This window comes from Streptomyces sp. ISL-66 (assembly GCF_018614135.1).
Classification (GTDB): domain Bacteria; phylum Actinomycetota; class Actinomycetes; order Streptomycetales; family Streptomycetaceae; genus Streptomyces.
Window position 1 is genome coordinate 1 of record NZ_JAGGOW010000144.1, and the last position, 22965, is coordinate 22965.

Annotated in this window: 19 protein-coding genes; 6 read left to right on the forward strand and 13 right to left on the reverse strand. The window is 71.3% G+C overall.

Translation table 11 applies throughout. The features are described 5' to 3' along the window. Positions 1-374: 374 nt before the first annotated feature. The 3 genes from J7E97_RS26515 to J7E97_RS26525 form a co-directional block, all read right to left on the reverse strand. On the reverse strand, positions 375-2060 hold the full coding sequence (locus J7E97_RS26515; RefSeq protein WP_215032134.1) for a ribonuclease J: 1686 nt from the start codon (positions 2058-2060) through the stop codon (positions 375-377). Between the two features lie 115 nt (positions 2061-2175). Continuing rightward, complete coding sequence (dapA, locus tag J7E97_RS26520) at positions 2176-3075, reverse strand: 4-hydroxy-tetrahydrodipicolinate synthase (protein WP_215032136.1); 900 nt, start codon at positions 3073-3075, stop codon at positions 2176-2178. A 244-nt stretch (positions 3076-3319) separates the two neighbouring features. Further along, entirely contained in the window at positions 3320-4099 is a 780-nt protein-coding gene (locus J7E97_RS26525) for a heavy metal-responsive transcriptional regulator (protein ID WP_215032138.1), read from the reverse strand. A gap of 279 nt (positions 4100-4378) precedes the next feature. On the opposite strand from J7E97_RS26525, the gene J7E97_RS26530 reads away from it, so the two are divergent. Together J7E97_RS26530 and J7E97_RS26535 are read left to right on the forward strand one after the other, a co-directional pair. Next, entirely contained in the window at positions 4379-4645 is a 267-nt protein-coding gene (locus J7E97_RS26530; RefSeq protein WP_215032140.1) for a hypothetical protein, read from the forward strand. 48 nt (positions 4646-4693) lie between these two features. Beyond that, a complete protein-coding gene (locus J7E97_RS26535) occupies positions 4694-5251 on the forward strand; it encodes a PH domain-containing protein (RefSeq protein WP_215032142.1) in 558 nt (185 codons plus the stop codon). An 89-nt stretch (positions 5252-5340) separates the two neighbouring features. Here the strand turns inward: J7E97_RS26535 and J7E97_RS26540 are convergent, their stop codons facing one another. From J7E97_RS26540 to eccD, 6 genes are all read right to left on the reverse strand, one after another. Next, the gene (locus J7E97_RS26540; protein WP_215032145.1) at positions 5341-5781 is read right to left on the reverse strand and encodes a hypothetical protein; all 441 of its coding nucleotides are present in this window, start codon (positions 5779-5781) and stop codon (positions 5341-5343) included. Positions 5782-5799: 18 nt separating this feature from the next. Next, positions 5800-6552 (reverse strand): 4-hydroxy-tetrahydrodipicolinate reductase, encoded by a 753-nt coding sequence (gene dapB, locus J7E97_RS26545; RefSeq protein WP_215032147.1) that lies wholly within the window; start codon positions 6550-6552, stop codon positions 5800-5802. Positions 6553-6597: 45 nt separating this feature from the next. Further along, a complete protein-coding gene (locus J7E97_RS26550; RefSeq protein WP_215032150.1) occupies positions 6598-7977 on the reverse strand; it encodes a pitrilysin family protein in 1380 nt (459 codons plus the stop codon). Then, the gene (locus J7E97_RS26555; protein WP_215032184.1) at positions 7974-10196 is read right to left on the reverse strand and encodes a polyribonucleotide nucleotidyltransferase; all 2223 of its coding nucleotides are present in this window, start codon (positions 10194-10196) and stop codon (positions 7974-7976) included. The genes J7E97_RS26550 and J7E97_RS26555 overlap by 4 nt, the downstream gene beginning before the upstream one ends. A 284-nt stretch (positions 10197-10480) precedes the next feature. After that, positions 10481-10768 carry a 30S ribosomal protein S15 gene (gene rpsO, locus J7E97_RS26560; RefSeq protein WP_215032153.1) on the reverse strand — a complete coding sequence of 96 codons (288 nt, stop codon included), beginning with the start codon at positions 10766-10768 and terminating at the stop codon, positions 10481-10483. Positions 10769-10940: 172 nt separating this feature from the next. Next, complete coding sequence (gene eccD / locus J7E97_RS26565; protein ID WP_215032157.1) at positions 10941-12446, reverse strand: type VII secretion integral membrane protein EccD; 1506 nt, start codon at positions 12444-12446, stop codon at positions 10941-10943. 347 nt (positions 12447-12793) lie between these two features. On the opposite strand from eccD, the gene eccCa reads away from it, so the two are divergent. Together eccCa and J7E97_RS26575 are read left to right on the forward strand one after the other, a co-directional pair. Next, positions 12794-16777 (forward strand): type VII secretion protein EccCa, encoded by a 3984-nt coding sequence (eccCa, locus tag J7E97_RS26570; RefSeq protein WP_215032160.1) that lies wholly within the window; start codon positions 12794-12796, stop codon positions 16775-16777. A 118-nt stretch (positions 16778-16895) separates the two neighbouring features. After that, positions 16896-17141, forward strand: coding sequence for a DUF397 domain-containing protein (locus J7E97_RS26575; RefSeq protein WP_215032163.1), 246 nt, complete (start codon positions 16896-16898; stop codon positions 17139-17141). A gap of 106 nt (positions 17142-17247) precedes the next feature. On the opposite strand, the gene J7E97_RS26580 is transcribed toward J7E97_RS26575, so the two are convergent. From J7E97_RS26580 to eccB, 4 genes are all read right to left on the reverse strand, one after another. Beyond that, positions 17248-17556 carry a WXG100 family type VII secretion target gene (locus tag J7E97_RS26580; protein ID WP_215032166.1) on the reverse strand — a complete coding sequence of 103 codons (309 nt, stop codon included), beginning with the start codon at positions 17554-17556 and terminating at the stop codon, positions 17248-17250. Positions 17557-17603: 47 nt separating this feature from the next. Beyond that, positions 17604-17945 (reverse strand): WXG100 family type VII secretion target, encoded by a 342-nt coding sequence (locus J7E97_RS26585; RefSeq protein WP_215032169.1) that lies wholly within the window; start codon positions 17943-17945, stop codon positions 17604-17606. 217 nt (positions 17946-18162) lie between these two features. Then, a complete protein-coding gene (gene mycP, locus J7E97_RS26590) occupies positions 18163-19470 on the reverse strand; it encodes a type VII secretion-associated serine protease mycosin (protein WP_215032172.1) in 1308 nt (435 codons plus the stop codon). Beyond that, a complete protein-coding gene (gene eccB, locus J7E97_RS26595) occupies positions 19470-21089 on the reverse strand; it encodes a type VII secretion protein EccB (protein ID WP_215032175.1) in 1620 nt (539 codons plus the stop codon). The genes mycP and eccB overlap by 1 nt, the downstream gene beginning before the upstream one ends. Positions 21090-21348: 259 nt before the next feature. On the opposite strand from eccB, the gene eccE reads away from it, so the two are divergent. Both eccE and J7E97_RS26605 read left to right on the forward strand, forming a co-directional pair. Further along, on the forward strand, positions 21349-22641 hold the full coding sequence (gene eccE / locus J7E97_RS26600; protein ID WP_215032178.1) for a type VII secretion protein EccE: 1293 nt from the start codon (positions 21349-21351) through the stop codon (positions 22639-22641). Further along, complete coding sequence (locus J7E97_RS26605) at positions 22638-22832, forward strand: hypothetical protein (RefSeq protein ID WP_215032181.1); 195 nt, start codon at positions 22638-22640, stop codon at positions 22830-22832. Before eccE ends, J7E97_RS26605 begins: the two co-directional genes overlap by 4 nt. Positions 22833-22965 lie beyond the last annotated feature (133 nt).

Here is a 22965-nt window from a genome sequence, read left to right on the forward strand (position 1 = left end):
CCGGGCGCTTCCTTCGTTCTTGTGTCTCCGACTCTATCAGACTCTTTCGTGTCCGATTCCCAGTCAGCGGGTTTCGCTTTCCAGTTCTTCGCTTTCGCGTTTCCCTTTCCGGCGATTCCAACTTTACCAGATCATTTCCGCACCGTTTCGGGCTGGATTTGAATTGGACGGCCATTGGATAGCCATTCCCTTTCGGGCGAGCCAGACTTTATCAGGTTTCCCTGCTCTGGAATCCCACCCGCCCGCATCGATGCGTCCGGACACACGTGTGTGCCGGGGTCTCTTGCGGGCTGGAGACGCAAACGTACTGGAGCGGGGCCCCCGGATGCAAATCCGGTTGCCCCGCTCCGGCGAGGTCGCTACGAACGCCGAGGTCAGACCTCGACGACGACCGGGAGGATCATCGGGCGGCGGCGGTAGCCGTCCGATACCCACTTGCCCATCGTGCGGCGGATGAGCTGCTGGATCTGGTGCGGCTCGGCCACGCCGTCGGCCGCGGCGCGGGCGATGGCTTCCTCGATCTTCGGCAGGACGGCGTTGAACGCCGCGTCTTCGATGCCGGAGCCGCGGGCCTGGATGTTCGGGCCGCTGACGACCTTGCCCGTGGTGCTGTCCACCACGACGTAGACCGAGACGATGCCCTCTTCGCCGAGGATCCGGCGGTCCTTGAGGTGGACCTCGGTGACGTCGCCGACCGAGAGGCCGTCCACGTACACGTAGCCGGCCTGGACCTTGCCGGAGATCCGCGCCTTGCCGTCGATCAGGTCGACGACCACGCCGTCCTCGGCGATGACGATGCGGTCCTTCGGGACACCCGTCAGGGCGCCGAGCTCGGCGTTGGCGCGCAGGTGGCGCCATTCGCCGTGGACCGGCATCAGGTTCCGCGGCTTGCAGATGTTGTAGAAGTACAGCAGCTCGCCGGCGGAGGCGTGGCCCGAGACGTGCACCTTGGCGTTGCCCTTGTGCACGACGTTGGCGCCCCAGCGGGTCAGGCCGTTGATCACGCGGTAGACCGCGTTCTCGTTGCCCGGGATCAGGGACGACGCGAGGATCACCGTGTCACCCGGGACGATCCGGATCTGGTGGTCGCGGTTGGCCATGCGCGACAGGGCGGCCATCGGCTCGCCCTGGGAACCGGTGCAGACCAGGACGACCTCGTGGGCCGGCAGGTCGTCGAGGGTCTTGACGTCCACGACGAGGCCCGGCGGAACCTTCAGGTAGCCCAGGTCACGGGCGATGCCCATGTTGCGGACCATCGAGCGGCCGACGAAGGCGACCCGGCGCCCGTACTCGTGGGCGGCGTCGAGGATCTGCTGGATGCGGTGCACGTGGCTCGCGAAGCTCGCCACGATGATCCGGTTGTTGGCGTTCGCGAAGACCGTGCGCAGGACATTGGAGATCTCGCGCTCGGGCGGGACGAAGCCCGGGACCTCGGCGTTCGTCGAGTCCGAGAGGAGGAGGTCGATGCCCTCTTCGCTCAGGCGCGCGAAGGCGTGCAGGTCGGTGAGGCGGTTGTCCAGCGGGAGCTGGTCCATCTTGAAGTCACCGGTGCACACGACCATGCCGGCGCCGGTGCGGATGGCCACGGCCAGGGCGTCCGGGATGGAGTGGTTGACCGCGATGAATTCGCAGTCGAAGGGGCCGAGGTTCTCGCGCTCGCCTTCCTTCACCTCAAGGGTGTAGGGGCGGATGCGGTGCTCCTGGAGCTTCGCCTCGATGAGGGCCAGCGTCAGCTTGGAGCCGATCAGCGGGATGTCCGGCTTCTCCCGGAGGAGGAAGGGGACGGCGCCGATGTGGTCCTCGTGGCCGTGCGTGAGGACGATGCCCTCGATGTCGTCGAGGCGATCCCGGATGGACGAGAAGTCCGGCAGGATCAGGTCGATGCCCGGCTGCTCCTCTTCGGGGAAGAGGACGCCGCAGTCGACGATCAGCAGGCGACCGTCGAACTCGAAGACGGTCATGTTGCGGCCGATCTCACCGAGACCGCCCAGGGGGGTGACCCGAAGGCCGCCCTTGGGGAGCTTCGGCGGCGGACCGAGTTCAGGATGCGGATGGCTCAAAAGGTTCTCCTTCACCACGCGCGCCACGTGTCCGTCGAGGAATGTGGCCGGCGTGTCATTCGTGCACTAGCTGTTGTCTTGTGTGGTGTCGCTTATTCAGTTGTGAAGTCTGGTGTCAGAGCTGCACCCCGCCGGCGGCAAGGTCGATCTTGAGCTGAGCCGTCTCTTCGGCGGTCAGCTCGACCAGCGGGAGCCGCAGCGGGCCCGCCGGCCGGCCCTGCAGGTTCAGCGCGCCCTTGGTGGTGATCACACCCTGGGTGCGGAACATGCCGGTGAAGACGGGGAGCAGCTTCTGGTGGATCTCGGTGGCCTTCTGGACGTCGCCGCCCAGGTGGGCCTCGAGCATCGCGCGGAGCTCGGGGGTGACCAGGTGGCCGACCACGGAGACGAAGCCGACCGCGCCGACCGACAGGAGCGGCAGGTTCAGCATGTCGTCACCCGAGTACCAGGCCAGGCCGCTCTGTGCGATGGCCCAGCTGGCGCGGCCGAGGTCGCCCTTGGCGTCCTTGTTGGCAACGATACGGGGGTGCTCGGCCAGCCGGACCAGGGTTTCGGTGTTGATCGGGACACCACTGCGGCCGGGGATGTCGTAGAGCATGACCGGAAGCCCGGTGGCGTCGGCGATCGCCGTGAAGTGCCGGAAGAGGCCCTCCTGCGGCGGCTTGCTGTAGTACGGGGTGACCGCGAGCAGGCCGTGTGCGCCGGTGCGCTCGGCCTGGCGGGCGAGCTCGAGCGTGTGGCGGGTGTCGTTGGTGCCGATGCCGGCGACCACGTGGGCGCGGTCCCCGACGGCTTCGAGGACGGCTCGTACGAGGTCGTTTTTCTCCGCGTCGGTGGTGGTCGGGGACTCACCGGTGGTGCCGTTGATGATCAGGCCGTCGTTGCCTGCGTCCACCAAGTGGACGGCGAGCCGTTGCGCGCCGTCGAGGTCAAGTGTGCCATCCGCCGTGAACGGCGTGATCATGGCGGTGAGGACCCGCCCGAAGGGGGTCTGCGGAGTCGAGATCGGAGCCATGGGTAACACGCTACTCGCTGCCACGCTCTCGGTGTCCCCTCGGGGGACGTGATGGGGGTGTTGGAGCCCGGCACTGCCTGCTCGGGGGTTCAAGCAGTGCCGGGTCCGTTTGATCAGCCTAGATGAACTTCACGAAACGCCGCAATACGGACACTTCGGACTTGGTCCGCACATCTGTGCGGAACGGCCCGTTCCGGCCTTACGGGGCAACACAGCCGCCGCCGGCCTTCGGGAACAGGGTGGCTCATGCGGTCACTCCGAACAGGTCGGCCAGCAGCGGCGCCGCGGCTTCGGGGGCGCGCACGGTCAGCTCCAGCGCGGCCGGGGCCAGGTGCAGGGTGAAGTCGAAGAACGAGCAGCAGCCCTGCTCGGCCGCCGCCAGGGCGGCGACCTGCCCGGCGAGCTCCGCCGTGGCGGGGAACGTGAGCCGCACCCCGTCGGGGATGTCCTCAAGGGTCTCGGCCTTCTCAACCAGCCGCCGCCACTCCTGGGTGCGGCCTTCCAACTCGGGGCCGCCCAGAGTGCACGCCACGGGCGCGCTGCGCCACGGCTCGGCCGCCGGTACCGGCGCGGCGGGCCGGATACGCGACAGCGTCACCGGGACCGGCCCGCTGGCCGATGGGGTGGTGGTGCAGCCGCAGTCCGGTCCGCACCCGCCCTCCGGCGCCGGACCCGACAGATCGTCGCGCACGGCCGCCAGGTGCGCGGAGAACGCCGACAGCTCGGCGATCCGGCCCTCGGTCTCCGCGATCCGGCCCGCCACCAGCGGCACCATCCGCGTACGGACTGCCGCGCACATCCCTTCCTCGCGCACGTCCAGGAGCTCGCGGATCTCCTCCAGGGCCAGGCCCAGGAGCTTGGCCGAGGAAATGAAGCCCAGACGCTCGACGGCGTCCTCTCCGTAGACGCGGTACCCCGACGGGGTCCGCCCGGCCGGGAGCAGCCCGGCGTCCTCGTAGAAGCGCAGCGTGGTGGCGGGAACGCCGCAGCGTTCCGCCAGCTGCGAGATCCGGTAGGTGCTCATGCCTCCGACGGTAAACCTTCGACCCGACTCGAAGGTCAAGCCGAGGGCAGGGCGACGGACGGGTAGTCCTCGGTGTAGGACTCGCCGTTGGCGCCGTAGTAGGTGCAGGTGTGAGCGGCGGTGTCGACGCCCTCGTCTGCGAGCGGGAGTTCTTCCTGCGCAATTTTCGTTAATGTCCCGACTTTCGGCACCTCGACGGGCTCTCGCGCGTCCTACTCAGTGGAACGTCCACCCATCCTGCCCGCCGCCCCCGGGCACCGACCGTGAGGAGCGTCGCTCATGTCCCTCCCCCAGCTACCGCCGGGAGGTGCCCCCGGGCGCGAGCCCGTCCCGTTCGCCTTCGTCGCCGAGGCCGACCGATTCCGCAGTAACGTCACTCCGCCGCCGCGCGAGCGTCTGGGCGCGACGCAGATCGCCGCCCGTAGCCTGGTCGGACTCACCGTGGTCGCAGGGCTCGTGGGCTCGCTCCTCTTCGGCATGCCCGCACTGCGGCCGAGCGAGGCCCCGGCGAAGTCGCAACAGTCGGAGGCGTCCGAAGGGCGGTAGCCTCACGGGCACAGCCCAACCGAACGTGCATGTGAGTGAGGTCCTGCCGTGCCCCTGCCCTTCCTGACGGCCGCCGGCGCATTCGACGCGCACGACAACGGGGAGACGCTCCCCTACGACGACCCCGACCGCTGGCGCCGCCCCTACCGCCCGGGGCCCTGGCGGGTCGCCATCGCCGCCCTGCTGCTCCTGCTGGGCGCGTTCATGCTGTTCGCCACGGTGATCATCGTCGCCGTCGGCACCTGGGCCGGCGCCCTGGGCGGCCTGGCCGCCTCGCTCGCCGTGGTCGGCACGGCGCTGCGGCTGCTGCGCACGGGAGTCTGGGTGAGCCCCAAGGGGCTGCGCCGGGTCGGGTTCTTCGGGACCCGCTCGATCCCGTGGAGCCAGGTCGCCGAGATCCGTACCGTGCAGCAGCCCGTGCGCTGGCTCGGCCTGCCGAGGACCGTACAGGGCCAGGCCCTGACGGTGGCCGCTCGCGGCGGCGCCACGCTGCCGGTGCTGCTGACCGACCACAACGCCGACTTCCTGTCGCGGACCGAGGCCTTCGACCGGGCGGCCGACTCGGTGGAGGCATGGGCCAACGAGTACCGGGCCGTGCCCGTCTGATCCGGCGTCACGCGGGCACGGCGTACGACACGAGAAAAGCCGTACGGGGCCGCGCCCCGTACGGCTTTTCTCGTCGGTACGGTCCTTCGTTACGCCGCGTCGTGCAGGGAGATCGCCCGCTGCATGGCCTTGCGCGCACGCGGGGTGTCGCGCGCGTCGCGGTAGGCGACGGCGAGTCGGAACCAGCTGCGCCAGTCCCCAGGGGCATCCTCAGTCTCGGCCTTGCGGCGCGCGAAGACCTCGTCGGCGGAGTCCCGCAGGATCCGGCCGTACGTGTCCCGCTCCAGCTCGTCCACGGGCAGTCCGCCCTCGGCCTCCAGCTGGGTCGCGAGCTGGTTGGCCCGGGTGACGAACCGGGTGTTCTTCCAGAGGAACCAGACGCCGATGACCGGCAGGATCAGCACCGCCACCCCGAAGGTGACGGTGAGCCAGGTCCCGTGCCGGATCAGCATCAGCCCCCGGCTGCCGGCCAGGACGAAGTACACGACCAGGACGGCGGCCGTGAGGAAGTAGGCGATCTTCGCGCGCATGGTTCCGCTGTCCGCTCGTCAGCCGAGTTCGAGGAAGTTTTCCAGGCCGAACGTGAGGCCCGGAGTCTGCGTCACGCGGCGCGCGCCGAGCAGGATGCCCGGCATGAAGCTGCTGTGGTGCAGGGAGTCGTGTCGGATGGTCAGGGTCTCGCCCTCGCCGCCGAGGAGCACCTCCTGGTGGGCCAGGAGGCCCCGCAGGCGGATCGCGTGCACCGGGACGCCGTCCACGTCGGCGCCGCGCGCGCCGTCCAGTGCGGTGGCGGTGGCGTCCGGCTGCGCGCCGAGCCCGGCCTCGGCGCGGGCGGCGGCGATGAGCTGCGCCGTACGGGTCGCCGTGCCGGAGGGGGCGTCGACCTTGTTCGGGTGGTGCAGCTCGACGACCTCGACGGACTCGAAGTACCGGGCGGCCTGCTCGGCGAACTTCATGGTGAGGACGGCGCCGATGGAGAAGTTCGGGGCGATGAGCACACCCGTCCGCGGCGAAGCGGCGAGCCAGGTGTTCAGCTGTGCGAGGCGGTCCTCGGTCCAGCCGGTGGTGCCGACCACCGCGTGGATGCCGTGGCTGATGAGGAAGTCGAGGTTCTCCATCACCGAGGCCGGGGTGGTCAGCTCGACGGCGACCTGGGCGCCGGCCTCGGCCAGCGTCTCCAGCTTGTCGCCGCGCCCGAGGGCGGCCACCAGTTCCATGTCCTCGGCGGCCTCGACGGCCTTGACCGCCTCGGAGCCGATGCGGCCCCGGGCGCCGAGGACTGCCACGCGCAGCTTGCTCATTTCACGTCCCTCAATGTGTTCACAGACTCAGACCAACGTACGGAACTAGGCGACCGCTTCGTCGAGGCGGGCCGCCTGCTTCTCCTTGAGCGGGCCGATCACCGCGAGCGAGGGCCGCTGGCCCAGGACGTCCCGGGCCACCGAGCGCACGTCGTCGGGGGTGACGGCGGCGATCCGGGCCAGCATGTCGTCGACCGACATCTGGTCGCCCCAGCACAGCTCGCTCTTGCCGATGCGGTTCATGATCGCACCGGTGTCCTCCAGGCCGAGGACGGTGGAGCCGGACAGCTGGCCGACGGCCCGCCGGATCTCCTCGTCGGTGATCCCCTCGGAGGCGACCTTGTCGAGCTCCTCCCGGCAGATCCGCAGTACGTCGTGGACCTGGCCCGGGCGGCAGCCCGCGTAGACGCCGAAGAGGCCGGTGTCGGCGAAGCCCGAGGTGTACGAGTACACGCTGTAGGCCAGGCCGCGCTTCTCGCGGATCTCCTGGAAGAGGCGCGAGGACATGCCTCCGCCGAGCGCCGTGTTCAGCACGCCCAGCGCCCAGCGGCGCTCGTCGGTGCGGGCCAGGCCCGGCATGCCGAGGACCACGTGGGCCTGCTCGGTCTTGCGGTTGACCAGCTCGACGCGGCCGGAGGTGCGGATCCGCTTGGTGCCGGAGCGCGGGCCGACCGGTTCGGCGTCGGTGCGGGTCAGGCTGCCGGCCTTCTCGAAGGCCGTGCGGACCTGGCGTACGACCTTGTCGTGGTCGACGTTGCCCGCGGCGGCCACCACCAGGTGGGTCGGGTCGTAGTGCTTCTTGTAGAAGCGGCGGATCCGGTCGGCGGTGAGGGCGTTGATCGTGTCGACCGTGCCGAGGACGGGGCGCCCGAGCGGGGTGTCCCCGTACATGGTCTGGGCGAACAGGTCGTGGACCACGTCGCCCGGGTCGTCCTCGGTCATCGCGATCTCTTCGAGGATGACTCCGCGCTCGGCGTCGACATCGGACGGGAGGATCAGCGAGCCGGTGAGCATGTCGCACACGACGTCGATGGCCAGCGGCAGGTCGGTGTCGAGCACCCGCGCGTAATAGCAGGTGTACTCCTTCGCCGTGAAGGCGTTCATCTCGCCGCCGACCGCGTCGATCGCGGAGGAGATGTCGAGGGCGCTGCGCTTCTCGGTGCCCTTGAAGAGGAGGTGCTCCAGGTAGTGCGTGGCGCCGTTCAGCGACGGCGTCTCGTCCCGGGAGCCGACGTTGGCCCAGATGCCGAACGTGGCGGAGCGGACGGACGGCAGCGTCTCGGTGACGACGCGCAGTCCACCGGGCAGGACGGTGCGCCGGACGGTGCCGATGCCGTTCGTGCCCTTGAGCAGTGTTTGGGTACGGGCGACGGCCCGCCCCTCCGAAGAGGGGCGGGCCGTCACACGCGAACTACGCGACGTCACTTGTCGGAGTCGTCCTTGTCAGCGTCGTCGCCGGCGGCCTCGCCGTCGATCACGGGGACCAGGGAGAGCTTGCCGCGGGAGTCGATCTCGGCGATCTCGACCTGGACCTTGGTACCGACCGCGAGCACGTCCTCGACGTTCTCCACGCGCTTGCCACCGGCGAGCTTGCGGATCTGCGAGATGTGCAGCAGGCCGTCCTTGCCGGGCATGAGGGAGACGAAGGCACCGAAGGTGGTGGTCTTGACGACCGTACCCAGGTAGCGCTCGCCGACCTCCGGCATGGTCGGGTTGGCGATCTGGTTGATCGTGGCGCGGGCGGCCTCGGCGGCCGGGCCGTCGGAGGCACCGATGTAGATGGTGCCGTCGTCCTCGATCGTGATCTCGGCGCCGGTGTCCTCCTGGATCTGGTTGATCATCTTGCCCTTGGGGCCGATGACCTCACCGATCTTGTCCACCGGGATCTTGACGGTGATGATCCGGGGGGCGAACGGGGACATGGCGTCCGGCGTGTCGATCGCTTCCATCATCACGTCGAGGATGTGGAGGCGGGCGTCGCGGGCCTGCTTGAGGGCGGCGGCCAGGACCGAGGCCGGGATGCCGTCGAGCTTGGTGTCCAGCTGGAGCGCGGTGACGAACTCCTTGGTGCCGGCGACCTTGAAGTCCATGTCGCCGAAGGCGTCCTCCGCACCGAGGATGTCGGTGAGGGCGACGTAGTGCGTCTTGCCGTCGATCTCCTGGGAGATCAGACCCATGGCGATACCGGCGACGGGGGCCTTGAGGGGCACACCGGCGTTCAGCAGCGACATGGTGGAGGCGCAGACCGAGCCCATGGACGTCGAACCGTTGGAGCCGAGGGCCTCGGACACCTGGCGGATCGCGTACGGGAACTCCTCGCGGGTCGGGAGGACCGGCACGATCGCGCGCTCGGCGAGCGCGCCGTGGCCGATCTCGCGGCGCTTGGGCGAGCCCACGCGGCCGGTCTCACCGACGGAGTACGGCGGGAAGTTGTAGTTGTGCATGTAGCGCTTGCGGGTCACCGGGGAGAGGGTGTCCAGCTGCTGCTCCATGCGGAGCATGTTGAGGGTGGTGACGCCCAGGATCTGGGTCTCGCCACGCTCGAACAGCGCCGAGCCGTGCACGCGCGGGATGGCCTCGACCTCGGCGGCGAGGGTACGGATGTCCGTGATCCCGCGGCCGTCGATGCGGACCTTGTCCTTGATGACGCGCTCGCGGACCAGGGCCTTGGTCAGGCTGCGGTACGCGGCGGAGATCTCCTTCTCGCGGCCTTCGAAGGCCGGGAGGAGCTTCTCGGCGGCGATCTCCTTGACGCGGTCCAGCTCGGCCTCGCGGTCCTGCTTGCCCGCGATGGTCAGCGCCTGGGAGAGGTCGCCCTTGACGGCGGCCGAGAGGGCCTCGAACACGTCGTCCTGGTAGTCCAGGAAGACCGGGAACTCGCCCTCGGGCTTGGCGGCCTTGGCGGCCAGGTCGGCCTGGGCCTTGCAGAGCGCCTTGATGAACGGCTTCGAGGCGTCCAGACCCGCGGCGACGACCTCCTCGGTCGGCGCCTCGGCGCCGCCCTTGACGAGGGCGATGGTCTTCTCGGTGGCCTCGGCCTCGACCATCATGATCGCGACGTCGCCGTCGTCCAGGACGCGGCCCGCGACGACCATGTCGAAGACGGCGTCCTCGAGCTCGGTGTGCGTCGGGAAGGCGACCCACTGGCCGCGGATCAGCGCGACGCGGACGCCGCCGATCGGGCCGGAGAAGGGCAGGCCGGCCAGCTGGGTGGACGCGGACGCGGCGTTGATCGCGACGACGTCGTACAGGTGGTCGGGGTTGAGCGCCATGATCGTGGCGACGACCTGGATCTCGTTGCGCAGGCCCTTCTTGAAGGACGGGCGCAGCGGGCGGTCGATCAGGCGGCAGGTGAGGATCGCGTCCTCGGAGGGGCGGCCCTCACGGCGGAAGAACGAGCCGGGGATCTTGCCGGCCGCGTACTGGCGCTCTTCGACGTCGACCGTCAGGGGGAAGAAGTCGAGCTGGTCCTTGGGCTTCTTCGACGCGGTGGTAGCGGAAAGCACCATCGTGTCGTCGTCCAGGTAGGCAACGGCGGAGCCGGCGGCCTGGCGGGCCAGACGGCCCGTCTCGAAGCGGATGGTGCGGGTACCGAAGGAACCGTTGTCAATGACGGCCTCGGCGTAGTGGGTCTCGTTCTCCACTAGCGTGTTCTCCATTTTCGTCGTCTCCGTCCGCCACCCGTGTGGTGACCGACGGTTGCGGAGAAGCGCTCCTGGCGTGCGGGCCGGTCTTCGATCGAAGCACCCGGGCTGAGGCCCCTTGCGGGCCTTCCGGATGCCACTACCGAGGACCGGCGGCGTAGGGAGGGCGCTCCTCCTCTTCAGTTGTGCACGTGGTTCCAGACTACAAAGCGTCCGGTCCGTCGCGCACGTACAGCAAAGGGAGCGGCTCCCCTCGTGTGGGAACCGCTCCCTTCACAGCGTCTTTACTTGGCGCCGGCCGCACCGCGGCGGATGCCGAGGCGCTCGACCAGCGCGCGGAAGCGCTGGATGTCCTTCTTGGCCAGGTACTGCAGCAGGCGGCGGCGCTGGCCGACCAGGATCAGCAGACCACGACGGGAGTGGTGGTCGTGCTTGTGCAGCTTCAGGTGCTCGGTCAGGTCCGAGATGCGGCGGGACAGCATGGCGACCTGGACCTCGGGGGAGCCGGTGTCGCCCTCCTTGGCACCAAACTCTGCGATGAGCTGCTTCTTCGTTGCGGCGTCGAGCGGCACGCGTACTCCTCGTTATAGGTCTTCGTTGCCACCGAGTGCCCCAGGTCGAATTCTCTGGGGATCTTCCGTGACTCGGGAGGCGGGGTCCGCTGAGCGCAGCCCCCAGAGGATTCCGGGAGCGCGTACACAAACGGCCGTCACACAGCGTACCAGGCTGCCGCTGCGCCCCGTCTCAGCTGGTGAGAGACCGGGCCCGGGCGTAGACGTCGAGCACGGCCAGGGTCAGCGGGACCAGGCTGAGCAGCACCGCCGCCTCGGTGAGGTCGAGCAGGCGCCCCCAGAAGGGTGACAGACCCCTGGTGGGAATGACCAGCGCGATTCCCGCGAGGAGGGCCGCGCCGGCGGCCACGGCCGCCGAGAGCCAGATGGTACGGAGCTCCAGGCCCGCGTGGTCGCCGTACAGCGCGAGCTCGCGGAGCAGGTCGGCCGGCGGGTGCATGGCCAGGCCCAGGATGAGCAGGCCGAGGGCGGCGAGGCCGGCCACGAGGGTGCAGGCGACCTGGGAGGTGTAGCGGAAGAGGCGGGCGCGCAGCAGCATGGCGAGCCCGGTGGCCAGGGCCAGGAGCCGGGCCCAGGTGTTGTCGGAGAAGCCGAGGACGGCGGCGGAGCCGACGGCGACCGCGGCGCAGCCGCCGACGAGGCCGAGGAGCATTTCGTGGCCGCGGCGGGCCTGGGCGGCGATGGCCTCGGCGTCGAGCGGGGCGCCGGCGTCGTGCTGGTCGGCGGCGGAGCGGTCGCCGTACGGCTCGGTCTCGTAGCGGTCCGGGGTCTCGTACTCGGCTACGGCGCTCTGCGGGGCGGCGTAGCCGATGGGGAGCCGGGCGAAGCGGGCGGAGAGGCCGGGGAGGAAGGCGACGAGGCCGATGGCGACGGGGGCGCAGACGGCCGCGGCGGAGGTCGCGCCGGCGTCGGTGGCGATGGCGGCGAAGGTGGCCGCGGTCCCGGTGGCGGCGAGGAAGGTGGCCGCGACGAAGGGGGCGTCGCCGTCGGGGGTGAGCGCGACGAGGGCGACGCAGGCGACGAGCACGCAGACGCAGCCGAGGAGGAACTGGAGCCGGCCGGGTCCCTGGCCGGCCGCGGGGGCGATGATGCCCACGCCGGCGAGCAGCAGGTGCGGGACGGCGGCGAGGCCGAGGGCCACGGCGGATCCACGGTCGCGGTAGACCCGGGCGCGGACGCCGGCGGCGGCGGTGAGGAGCACGCCGACGGAGCCGGCGATGATCCCGGGCAGTCCGTGCATGTCGTGCAGGGCGGGGTCGGCGTACCAGAGGACGAAGCCGAGGAGCACGAAGAGCAGGGCGGCGCCGGCCAGGCCCGCGCCGCGCAGCATGTCGTCGCTCCAGCGGTGGCGGTCGCGGACCACGGCGGAGGCGACGGCGTCGGAGACGTCGTCGAAGACGGCGGGCGGCAGGGACTCGGCGAAGGGGCGCAGGCTGAGGACCTCGCCGTCGAGGACCTGCTGGGCCGCGAGGGTGCGCGCTCCGTCGAGGACGGTGCCCGAGCGCAGGACCAGGTGGAACCCGGTGGGGGCGCCGACGGGCTGGGTCTGGCCGGTGAGGCGCAGCAGCTCGGGGTAGATGTCGGCGACGGCGATGTCCTCGGGGAGGGCTACGTCGATGCGGCTGTCGGGGGCCACGACGGTGACCCTGCGGAAGCCGGTCGCCTCGGCGGTGTTCACCTGGTGTCCCCCGGTTGGTGTGTGCGTCGGTGTGTACGTCGGTCTGTGCGTCGGTCTGTGCGTCGGTCTGTGCGTCGGTCTGTGCGTCGGTGTGTGGTGCCGCTTGTCGTTCCGCGTGCGCCGCCGCGTGTGCGTCGGTGCGTGGTGCGGTGCTCCCGTGGGGACGCGCCGCCGGCCGGTGCGCCGGCCGATTCGCGGATGCGCATGCTGCGCGCGCCACCCTACCGGGAGTGTGGGTGACTGTCGGCAAGTAGGATCACCTCTCCGCGGAGGAGACCCCCTCCGCGCCCGGGACTTGAGGGCGCCGGTTGCGACGTCCCGTCTGTTTTCGAGGGATTGATTCTCCGGTGAGCCAGATCGTCGTCAAACGTCCGCCCCGGTCGCTTCCGCCCGAAGTTCCTTCGGACGAGCTGAGACTGGAGGCTCCGCCGGAGCTTCCGAGGGGGCAGCAGGAGGGCGTGCTGATGCAGCTCCTCCCGATGCTCGGGATGGGCTCGTCCGCCGTCTTCTTCTTCATGCCGGGTGCGGCGCCGTTCATGCGCATCATGGGCGTGCTGATGATGGTGTCGACGGTGGGCATGCTCGTCGCCCAGCTGATGCGGCACCGGCGGGGTACGCAGGGGCAAATGTCCGATACCCGGCGGGACTACCTCAAGTACCTGGCCCAGACCCGCCGTCAGGTACGGCGGACCGCGCGGGCCCAGCGCGACGCGCAGTTGTACCTGCACCCGGCGCCGGAGCAGTTGTGGTCGGTGGTGGCCGAGGGCTCGCGGCTGTGGGAGCGGCGGGTCGGCGACGCGGACTTCGGGCAGGTCCGCCTGGGGCTGGGCGCGCAGCGGCTGGCGACGGCCCTGGTGGCTCCGGACACGGCCCCGGTGGACGAGCTGGAGCCGCTGACGGCGGGCGCGATGCAGCAGTTCCTGAAGGTGCACTCCTCGCTGGACGGCCTGCCGGTGGCGGTGTCGCTGCGGGCGTTCTACCACGTGACGGTGTCCGGGGAGCCGGAGTCGGCGCGCAGTACGGCGCGGGCGCTGGTGGCGCAGCTGGCGACGCTGCACTCCCCCGAGGACCTGGTGGTGGCGGTGGTGGCCGCGCCGGGCGCGGTGGCGGAGTGGGACTGGGTGAAGTGGCTGCCGCACACCCAGCTTCCGGGTCAGATCGACGGGGCCGGTACGAAGCGGCTGTTCGGCGACGACATCGCCGAGGTGGAGGGTCTGCTGGGCTCCCGGCTGGAGGGGCGGCCCCGGTTCAGCCGGGAGGCTTCCCCGGTGCTGGACCAGCCGCACGTGGTCCTCGTACTGGACTCCGGTTCGCGCGGTGGCCTGGTGCCGCCGGACTCGGTGTTCGCGGCGGCCGAGGGCCTGCAGGGCGTGACGGTCGTCGAGGTGGTGGCGGGCGATCTGGACGAGGCGCGCGGCGGCCTGTCGGTCGTGGTGCGGCCGGGGCGGCTGCGGCTGGAGTCGGGTGCGGGCGTGGCCTACGAGGGCGTGCCGGACACCTTGTCGCCGCCGGCGGCCGAGGCGCTGGCGCGGCAGCTGGCGCCGCTGCGGACGGGCGGCGGGGACGACGACGAGCCGCTGCTCGCCAATCTGGACTTCACGGACCTGCTGAACCTGGGCGACGCCGCGGCCGTGGACGTGGCCCGGACCTGGCGGCCGCGTTCGGCGGGTGAGCGGCTGCGCGTGCCGATCGGTGTCGGCGAGGACGGCGCGCCGGTGATGCTGGACCTGAAGGAGGCCGCGCAGGAGGGCATGGGCCCGCACGGGCTGTGCGTGGGCGCGACCGGTTCGGGCAAGTCGGAGCTGCTGCGCACGCTGGTGCTGGGTCTGGCGGTGACGCACACCTCGGAGACGCTGAACTTCGTCCTGGCGGACTTCAAGGGCGGTGCGACCTTCACCGGGATGGGGCAGATGCCCCACGTCGCGGCGGTCATCACCAACCTGGCGGACGACCTGACGCTCGTGGACCGCATGGGCGACTCGATCCGCGGTGAACTCCAGCGCCGGCAGGAGCTGCTGCGCTCGGCGGGCAACTACGCGAACATCCACGACTACGAGAAGGCCCGCGCGGCCGGTGCTCCGCTGGAGCCGCTGGCCTCGCTGGTGCTGGTCATCGACGAGTTCTCCGAACTGCTGACCGCGAAGCCCGACTTCATCGACATGTTCATCCAGATCGGCCGCATCGGCCGTTCGCTGGGCGTGCACCTGCTGCTGGCCTCGCAGCGGCTGGAGGAGGGCAAGCTGCGCGGGCTGGACACGTACCTGTCGTACCGGATCGGTCTGCGGACCTTCTCGGCGGCGGAGTCACGGACCGCGATCGGGGTGCCCGACGCCTATCACCTGCCGTCGGTGCCCGGTTCGGGCTACCTGAAGTTCGGTACGGACGAGATGACGCGCTTCAAGGCGGCGTACGTCTCGGGTACCTACCGGACGGGCGGGCCGGACCTGTCGGTCGGGCTGTTCCCGTTGGAGCGCCGGCCGGTGCTGTTCACGGCCGCGCCGGTGCCGGTGGTCTACGCGGCCCCCGACCCGGCGTACCTGACGGCGCGGGCGGAGGAGGCCGCGCGCGGCGGGCAGGGCGACGACGCGCTGGCGGACACGGTGCTGGACGTGATCGTGAGCCGGCTGGAGGGGCAGGGGGTGCCGGCGCACCAGGTGTGGCTGCCGCCGCTCGACCAGGCTCCGCCGCTGGACCAGCTGCTGCCGGCGCTGGCGCCTTCGGCGGAGCGCGGGCTGCACGCGGAGGGCTACACGCGGCCGGGCGGGCTGGTCGTGCCGCTCGGGCTCATCGACAAGCCGTTCGAGCAGCGGCGCGAGGTGCTGTACCGGGACTTCTCGGGTGCGGCGGGCCACATGATGGTGGTCGGCGGCCCGCAGTCGGGCAAGTCCACGCTGATGCGGACGCTGATCTCCTCGTTCGCGCTGACGCACACCCCGCGCGAAGTGCAGTTCTACGGGCTCGACTTCGGCGGCGGGGGCCTGTCCTCGGTGGCCGACCTGCCGCATGTGGGCGGGATCGCCTCCCGGCTGGACCCGGAGCGGGTGCGGCGCACGGTCGCGGAGGTCGCCGGGGTGCTGCGCCGGCGCGAGGAGTTCTTCCGCTCGAACGGCATCGACTCCATCGGCACCTACCGGCGCCGCCGGGCGGCGGGTGAACTGCCCGGCGAGGCCTGGGGCGACGTCTTCCTGGTCATCGACGGCTGGGGCGGCTTCCGCGGCGAGTACGAGGCCCTGGAGCAGGTGGTCACGGACATCGCGGCCCGCGGGCTGGGCTACGGCATCCACGTGGTGATCACCGTCGCCCGGTACATGGAGGTGCGGGCCGCGCTGAAGGACCAGATGCTCAGCCGGCTGGAGCTGCGCCTCGGTGACGTCATGGACTCCGAGTTCGACCGCAAGGTCGCGGCGAACGTCCCGACGGGCATGCCCGGCCGCGGCCAGGTGGCGGAGAAGCTGCACTTCCTGGGCGCGCTGCCGCGCGTCGACGGCTCGCACGCGGCGGACGACCTGTCGGAGGCCACCGCGGCCTTCGTGGCGGCCGTCAAGCAGAACTGGGCGGGCCAGGCGGCTCCCGGCGTACGGCTGCTGCCGCGGCTGCTCCACGCCGACCAGCTGCCCAAGGGCGGGGAGCACCCGGGTCGCGGCATCGCGATCGGCATCGACGAGACCGAACTGGAGCCGGTGTTCGTCGACTTCGAGACCGACCCGTTCCTCCTCGTGTTCGGCGAGAGCGAGTCGGGCAAGACGAACCTGCTGCGGCTCATCGCCCAGCGGATCGCGGAGCGCTACAGCCCGGACCGGGCCCGGCTCGTGGTCGGCGACTACCGGCGCAGCCTGCTCGGGGCGCTGCCGGAGGAGCACATGCTGGAGTACGCGCCGATGGCGAGCTCCCTGCAGATGCACATGGAGGCGCTGGCCGGGGTGTTCGCGCGGCGGCAGCCGCCGCAGGACGTCACCCCGCAGCAGCTGCGCGACCGCAGCTGGTGGACGGGCCCCGACGTGTTCATCATCATCGACGACTTCGACCTGGTGGCCACGAGCCAGGGCAACCCGCTGGCGCAGCTGGTGGAGTTCCTGCCGTTCGCGCGGGACACGGGCGTCCGGTTCGTCATCGCGCGCAGCTCGGCGGGCGCCTCGCGCGCCCTCTACGAGCCGTTCATGCAGCGGATCAAGGAGCTGGGCGCGCAGGGCGTGGTGCTGTCCGGAGATCCGTCCGAGGGCGACCTGGTCGGGTCCGTCCGGCCGCGTCCGATGCCGCCGGGCCGGGCCTCGTTCGTCTCGCGCAAGCGCGGGACCTCCCTGATCCAGATCGGCCGGATGCAGGGCATGTAGGGGCTGGGGCGGGGTGGCGGCCGGGCGGCGGTGCGGAAGGGTTGGCCAAAAACTCCCGCGCGCGGCCGCCCGCCCCCGATAATCGGCAGCGACCGCACCACCGAAGGAGAGGCCGCTCATGGGCACTCAGCAGGAGAAGGACGAGCTGTACGCGCTCGACATCAGCGGCGTCGAGTGGGAGGGCCCGCCCGGGACCGACCCGGACGAGGAGCGGGTCGAGATCGCCCGGCTGCCCGAGGGAGCGGTGGCGATGCGGTCCTCGCTGGACCGGGACACCGTGCTGCGCTACACCGCGGCCGAGTGGGAGGCGTTCGTACTCGGCGCCAGGGACGGGGAGTTCGACCTGGACCGGGGTCCGCGCTAGGCGGCGTACGGCTCGGGCCGCCCCTGCCGGGGCATGGTGAAGGGGGCGCGCCCGCATCGGGCGCGCCCCCTTCTCGTACCAAGTGGCGCGTGACGTGCCGCGTTGCTCAGTAGGCCTCGGTGAACAGGCGCGAGGCCTTCACGTCGGTGGCGCGGTAGTCGTTCTTGCCGCGCTCGATGAGGTCGGCGACCTGGCGCAGCGTGGCGCGCATGTGGTCGGCCTTGCCGTTGTACTTGCGCTGCAGCTCGATGTACTGGGCGTGCGCCTCGCCGTCCCAGGTGTCGGTGACGACCGTCAGGGCCGCACCCATCTCGTCGAGGTCCTTCTTGATGTTGTTCGAGACGATGCGGATGCGGTCCGCCATCACCTGGACGCTCTCATACCGGACCTTGGTGTGCCCGTCGTTCGCGGTCATCTTCTTCTCCTTCGCACGGTGCGGGGCGGGTGGTTCGAGGAAACGGGTCAGATCCCGTTGAGGGCGGAGGTGTTGCCGCCGCCGCTGGAGGCCTTGACCGCCTGGAACGCCGTGACCACGTCGTCGTCCTGCGCGTTGCTCAGGTTCTTGGTCTGCGAGACCGCGTTGTGCAGAACGCCGAGCAGGCGGCGGATCTCGTCGTGGTCCTCGTTGACGACCGTCTGCGCGGAGGTGAACCCCGACGCACCCACACCGGTCCAGCCGGCGCTGACGGTGGCGAGGATGTCCGCCAGCTCTCGGGACTGCCGGGTGACGCTGTCGGCGGTCTCCGAAATCTTGTTCATCGCTTGCTTGACCGGGTCGTCAGCAAGGCCGAAATTATTGGTCATCCGAAGCTCCTCATTTCTCAATTCACCAGACAGAACCGGTGGATCGTGCAGCGGAGCAGCAGCTCAGGAGGGCGGTTTTCAGCCACGCGCCCCCGGAGCTCCCCCTCCGCCTCACGCCACATCCCCGATCACAGTCGTGAAGCCTTCGATCACTGTAGTCAGTTCATCGTCCTGACCCAACACAGCTGTTTGACCCGGGTCGACGAACCGCACGCGTTCACTGCAAACGGCGCCTTCGGTTCCGGGCCTCCCGGACCACCGTCGCGGCCCCGGCGATCACGGCGATGAGCACGCCGCCGATCCCCAGCGCGTACGTTGCCAGGCGCTCGTCCCGCTCCCGCGCCGTCTCGCCCGTCCGCATCGCGGCGGGCTGCGGAGCCGCCGCCGGGGGCGGGCCCTGGTCGGGGACGGGGGCCTTGGGGGTCTCGTGGTCCTGGGTCAGGGCGCGGACCGGGTCGACCACGCCCCAGCCGACGTAGTCGTCGTGGCCGTTGACGGAGCGCTCGGCGGTGTTCTGGAGCTGCCAGACCACTTGCTGGGCGGACCACTGCGGGTGCTTGGCCCGCACCAGGGCCGCGACGCCCGCGACGTAGGGCGCGGAGAAACTGGTGCCGTTGTCCACGCACTGGCCGAAGCCGGGGACGGTGGAGACCATGTCCACGCCGGGGGCCGCGATCCCGACGAAGGAGCCGGGCTGGGAGAAGGCGGCGCGCTCGTTGTTGCGGTCCGAGGAGCCCACCGCCAGGACGCCGGGGAAGGCCGCCGGGTAGGTGGCGCGCTTCTGGCCGGTCAGGCCGTCGTTGCCCGCCGAGGCGATGACCACCACGTTCGCCTCGATGGCCTTCTTGACCGCCTGGCCGAGCTTGGAGTCCTGGCTGAGCGGTACGTCGGTGTCCTGCGAGATGTTGATGATCTGGGCGCCCTTGGCCACCGCGTGGTCGATGGCGGTGCTCAGGGACTCGGCGTTGCCGTTGCCCTGCCCGTCGTTCTGCCGGATCGGGATGATCGTGGCCTCGGGGGCGATGCCCACGAAGCCGGTACCGGGCTTCGGCCGGCCCGCGATCAGCCCTGCGACCTTGGTGCCGTGCCCGACGGTGTCGTTGGTTCCGTCGCCCTTGGGATCGAGGAGGTCCTGTCCGGACCCGATGTCGATGGCGTCGCTGAGCTGGGGGTTCACCCGGTCGACCCCGGTGTCGATGACGGCGACGCGCACGCTCTTGCCGTCGGCCGTCCGGCCCTTGGTCTGCGCCCAGAGCTCGTCGAGCAGCAGCCGCTGGAGCGCCCAGGGACGGTCCTCTATCTGCTTCTTCATGGGGAAGGTGCACTCGCCCGCGCCGGCGGGACGCAGCGCGTGCGGTGCCTGACCCGCGGCCGCGCCCGCGGCCGCGTACGGGGCCTCGCTCGGGCTCCCGTACGGGTCCTCGTACGGGGACTGCGGCGGCGCGGCGGCCAGGGCGAGGGCGGCGGCCGCGAGCAGCGCGGCGACGGCGGGCTTCGGGGCCGTCGGCCGGGAGGCGGCGCCCATCACGAACCCTGGGGCTGGCGGGCGGAGTTGCTGTCCAGGCGGGGCCCCTTGGAGAGGAACTCCGACCACGCGATGGGCACGGTCACCGGGACCACGCTCGCGTAGCCGAGCCGGGCCTGCGCCTGGCTCGGCGCCGGACGGCCGTCGGAGGTGGACGGGCCGCTCTGGCCGGAGGCGGAGGCCGCTCCCGGCGACGCGCTCGCGCTCGCTCCGGGCGAGGGCTGGGCCGCGTCGCTGTCGCCGTTGGCCTGGACCGCGTACCGCAGGCCGGTGTCGGTGACCAGGAACAGGGCGCCGCCGGCGGTGGTCTGGCGGCCCTGGGCCTGGGTGTAGAGCAGGCCCGTGCCCGGGGTGACGTAGGCGCTCGTGCCGCTGGCGGTGATGTCGACGGGGAAGCCCGTGCCGGCCCAGGTGCTCAGCGTCTGGTTGCCCTGGGCGTCGACCGAGCGCAGGACGCTGCAGACGGTGTCGCGGTCGCCCTCGGCCCCGGTGGTCGCGGCGCCCGCCGCGCGGACCTCGTTGATCCGGTCGGTCTTCTTCTGCGGCCACTTCGTGTCGCCCTTGAAGGGGACGGGATCCGGGTTGATGGACTGGAGGTCCACCTCGCGGGGCTTGCCGTGCATGTCCAGCCCGTCGGTCGCGGGCGAGGAGATCATCAGCCAGGCGACGAAGTCGGAGACGGGCACCACCTTGCCGGGCAGGACCAGGTAGTGCTGCGTGCCGGAGCCGGTCATGGCCATCAGCACCATGCCGACCTTGTCGTCCGCGCTGGCCAGTCCCTTGACCCCGGCGGCCGTCCCGGACTTGGCCCCACCGGGCAGCTGCGGGAAGGCCAGGTCCTCGCCGGAGTCGAGGGTGGCCAGCCACTCGTCGGTGACCGGCTGCGGGACGGCGCTGCCGCCGACCAGGGCGTTGGTCATCGTGCTCGCGTCCGCGGAGTCCTCGGGGAACCGGTACTTCATGCCCGCCGCGTCGATCAGGTACCTGCCCTTGGACGGGCCGGTGCTCTGGACGTACAGCGCCTGGGTCTCGGAGAGCCGGCGCCCGTCGTCCATCAGCTTCGCCTCGCGGTCGGCGAGGACGAAGGTGGCGGTCTGCACGCCCCGGCCGTTGCCGCCCGGCTGCTGGCACACGGCCCAGCGCTTGGCCTTGGCCGCGTCGGCGGGCGCCGGCAGCCGGTCGGGGGCGTAGGGGATGCCGATGATGGGACCGCGCGGCAGCTTGCCCGCATCGAGCACCTTGTCCTCGACCTGGACGACCTTGGCCTTGGCGGGGTCGAGCAGGAGCCGCGCCGAGGCCAGGTTCAGCACCGGGTGCAGCCGCGTCTGGTCCTTGCCGTCGACCTTGGTCGTCAGGACCACGTACCGGGTCGTCGACTGCTTGCCCACGATGACCTGTGCGCCCGGGGCGTCCCAGCCCTTGGGCGCCGTAGGCTTGAACATTCCCCAGGCTCCGAAGGCCGCCAGGACGACCGCCGCCATCACCACGCCGGGCAGTACGGCGCGCAGCGGCCGCGGCGCGCCCTCCTCGGTCCCGGTCGCGGAAGGCTGAAGGAACGCGGCCACCGTGCGTCGCTTCGCAAAGGTGTACGCGTTGAGCTCGTCACGTCGTGATGCCATGGCCGCCTGCTTCTCCCCGCCCGGCCCGTCGGTGCATACGGTCTCCGGGCCTCTTTCGTCCGACCGGCCACCTACTATGCCTGCTGGCGGAGGGTGCGCGCGGGCCGGGTAGGGTGAGGCAGCCGCTCCACGCCTTCCGGGCCGGGGGAAACAAGGGGTGTTGGGGCGGATTGGGGAGATTCCGGGGTCAAGCGGCCGGCTGTCGCGCGTGGCGCCGGGCTCACGGGGCCGAGCCCCTGAAAGGGGAGGTGCGCGAGAGATGGCCACTGCCGTCAGGCCGCGGACCGGAGCGTCCGCACCCGCGCGCGCCGGTGTGACGCCGTATCCGAAGTCCAGCCCGGGGCGGTTCGGTCCGTTCCGACTGCAACAACTCGTACTCCTCCAAGTCGCCGCGGCCGCACTGCTGGTGGCCTGGGTCGTGGAACCGCTGCTGCTCGTCCCCGCGGGCGTGCTCGCGCTCGTCCTCGTGATCCTCGCGGTCGTACGCAGGCACCGGCGCTCGCTGCCCGAGTGGATCAGCGGTGCCCTCGCCCTGCGCTCGCGCCGCCGCCGGGCCGCCGCCACCGCCGTACCGGCGGGCACCGAGCCGGGGCTGGCCCCGCTGGTCGAGGCCGATCCGGCGCTGCGGACCCTGACGTTCAGCGAGCGGGAGCGCGAGCGCGGCCGGGACCGGCGGCCCGTCGGAATGGTCGGCGACGGCACCTTCCTGACCGCCGTGGTCCAGGTCGACATGGAGGCCACCGCGCTGCGGCCCGACCGGGGGGCACGGCCCCTGCCGCTGGGCCTCGTACGGGACGTGCTCGAAGTGGACGGCATCCGGCTGGAGTCCGCGCAGCTGGTGCAGCACACCCAGCCGGCGCCGGCCCCGCACCTGCCGGCCCAGTCGATGGCCACGCGCAACTACGCCCCGCTGCAAGCCATGACGGGAAGCCCGGCGGTGCGGATCACCTGGATCGCACTCAAGCTGGATCCCGAGCTGTGCCCCGAGGCGGTCACCGCGCGCGGCGGCGGGCTGACGGGCGCGCAGCGATGTCTGGTGCGGGTGGCCGACCAGTTGGCGAGCCGGCTGGCGGGCGCCGGTTTCCAGGCGACCGTGCTGACGGAACAGGAACTGACGGGCGCGCTGGCCACTTCCTCGTGCGCCAACCCGATGGCCATCACCCAGGCCGGGCGCTCGGCCGCCACCGGGCGGCGCACCGAGGAGACCCCGCGGACCTGGCGCTGCGACGACCGCCGGCACACCACCTACTGGATCAGCCGCTGGCCGCAGCTGGGCGGCGGCGCCGGGGCGGCGCTGCCGCAGTTCGTGGCGCTGCTGACCTCGCTGCCCGCCCTCGCGACGAACTTCAGCCTGACGATGACCCCGGCCGAGCGGCACGAGATCACCCTGACGGGTCACGTCCGGGTCACCGGGCGCAGCGACGAGGAACTCGTGGCCGCGCGGCGCGGATTGGAACAGACGGCCCGGGGCGTGAAGGCCGGGCTGGTACGGCTGGACCGGGAGCAGGTACCGGGGCTGCTGGCCTCGCTGCCGCTGGGAGGAGCACGATGAGCGGCTCGAGAAGGGCTTCGGCCGCGGCTCCGGCCGCCGCTTCGGCTTCGGCGGGGGCCCCGGCGCGGGGCCCGGCCCGGGCCGGCGCCCGGGGCGGCTTCGGCCTGGTGGGCCCGCGCCGGGAACGGCACGCGGTGGCCGCGGCCGGATACGAGGAGGCGCTGCGCCGCTTCCTGACTCCTCTTATGTAGCGACTCCCACGGAGCGACCCGTCCGGCGACCCGTCCGGCGGGCCGTCCGGCGGTCGTTCGGCGGGTCGAACACCCGGCAGCCCGGCGGCTGTCCGAAGCGCGTGTGCCGGACGGGGCGCGGATGGTGGATTGC

Bases quoted from the DNA above. Each gene is read 5' to 3' on its own strand.
- dapA (WP_215032136.1), bottom strand. From the start codon at position 3,075: ATGGCTCCGATCTCGACTCCGCAGACCCCCTTCGGGCGGGTCCTCACC.
- J7E97_RS26525 (WP_215032138.1), bottom strand. From the start codon at position 4,099: ATGAGCACCTACCGGATCTCGCAGCTGGCGGAACGCTGCGGCGTTCCC.
- J7E97_RS26530 (WP_215032140.1), top strand. From the start codon at position 4,379: ATGTCCCTCCCCCAGCTACCGCCGGGAGGTGCCCCCGGGCGCGAGCCC.
- J7E97_RS26540 (WP_215032145.1), bottom strand. From the start codon at position 5,781: ATGCGCGCGAAGATCGCCTACTTCCTCACGGCCGCCGTCCTGGTCGTG.
- dapB (WP_215032147.1), bottom strand. From the start codon at position 6,552: ATGAGCAAGCTGCGCGTGGCAGTCCTCGGCGCCCGGGGCCGCATCGGC.
- J7E97_RS26575 (WP_215032163.1), top strand. From the start codon at position 16,896: ATGGGCACTCAGCAGGAGAAGGACGAGCTGTACGCGCTCGACATCAGC.
- J7E97_RS26580 (WP_215032166.1), bottom strand. From the start codon at position 17,556: ATGACCGCGAACGACGGGCACACCAAGGTCCGGTATGAGAGCGTCCAG.
- J7E97_RS26585 (WP_215032169.1), bottom strand. From the start codon at position 17,945: ATGACCAATAATTTCGGCCTTGCTGACGACCCGGTCAAGCAAGCGATG.
- mycP (WP_215032172.1), bottom strand. From the start codon at position 19,470: ATGGGCGCCGCCTCCCGGCCGACGGCCCCGAAGCCCGCCGTCGCCGCG.
- eccB (WP_215032175.1), bottom strand. From the start codon at position 21,089: ATGGCATCACGACGTGACGAGCTCAACGCGTACACCTTTGCGAAGCGA.
- eccE (WP_215032178.1), top strand. From the start codon at position 21,349: ATGGCCACTGCCGTCAGGCCGCGGACCGGAGCGTCCGCACCCGCGCGC.
- J7E97_RS26605 (WP_215032181.1), top strand. From the start codon at position 22,638: ATGAGCGGCTCGAGAAGGGCTTCGGCCGCGGCTCCGGCCGCCGCTTCG.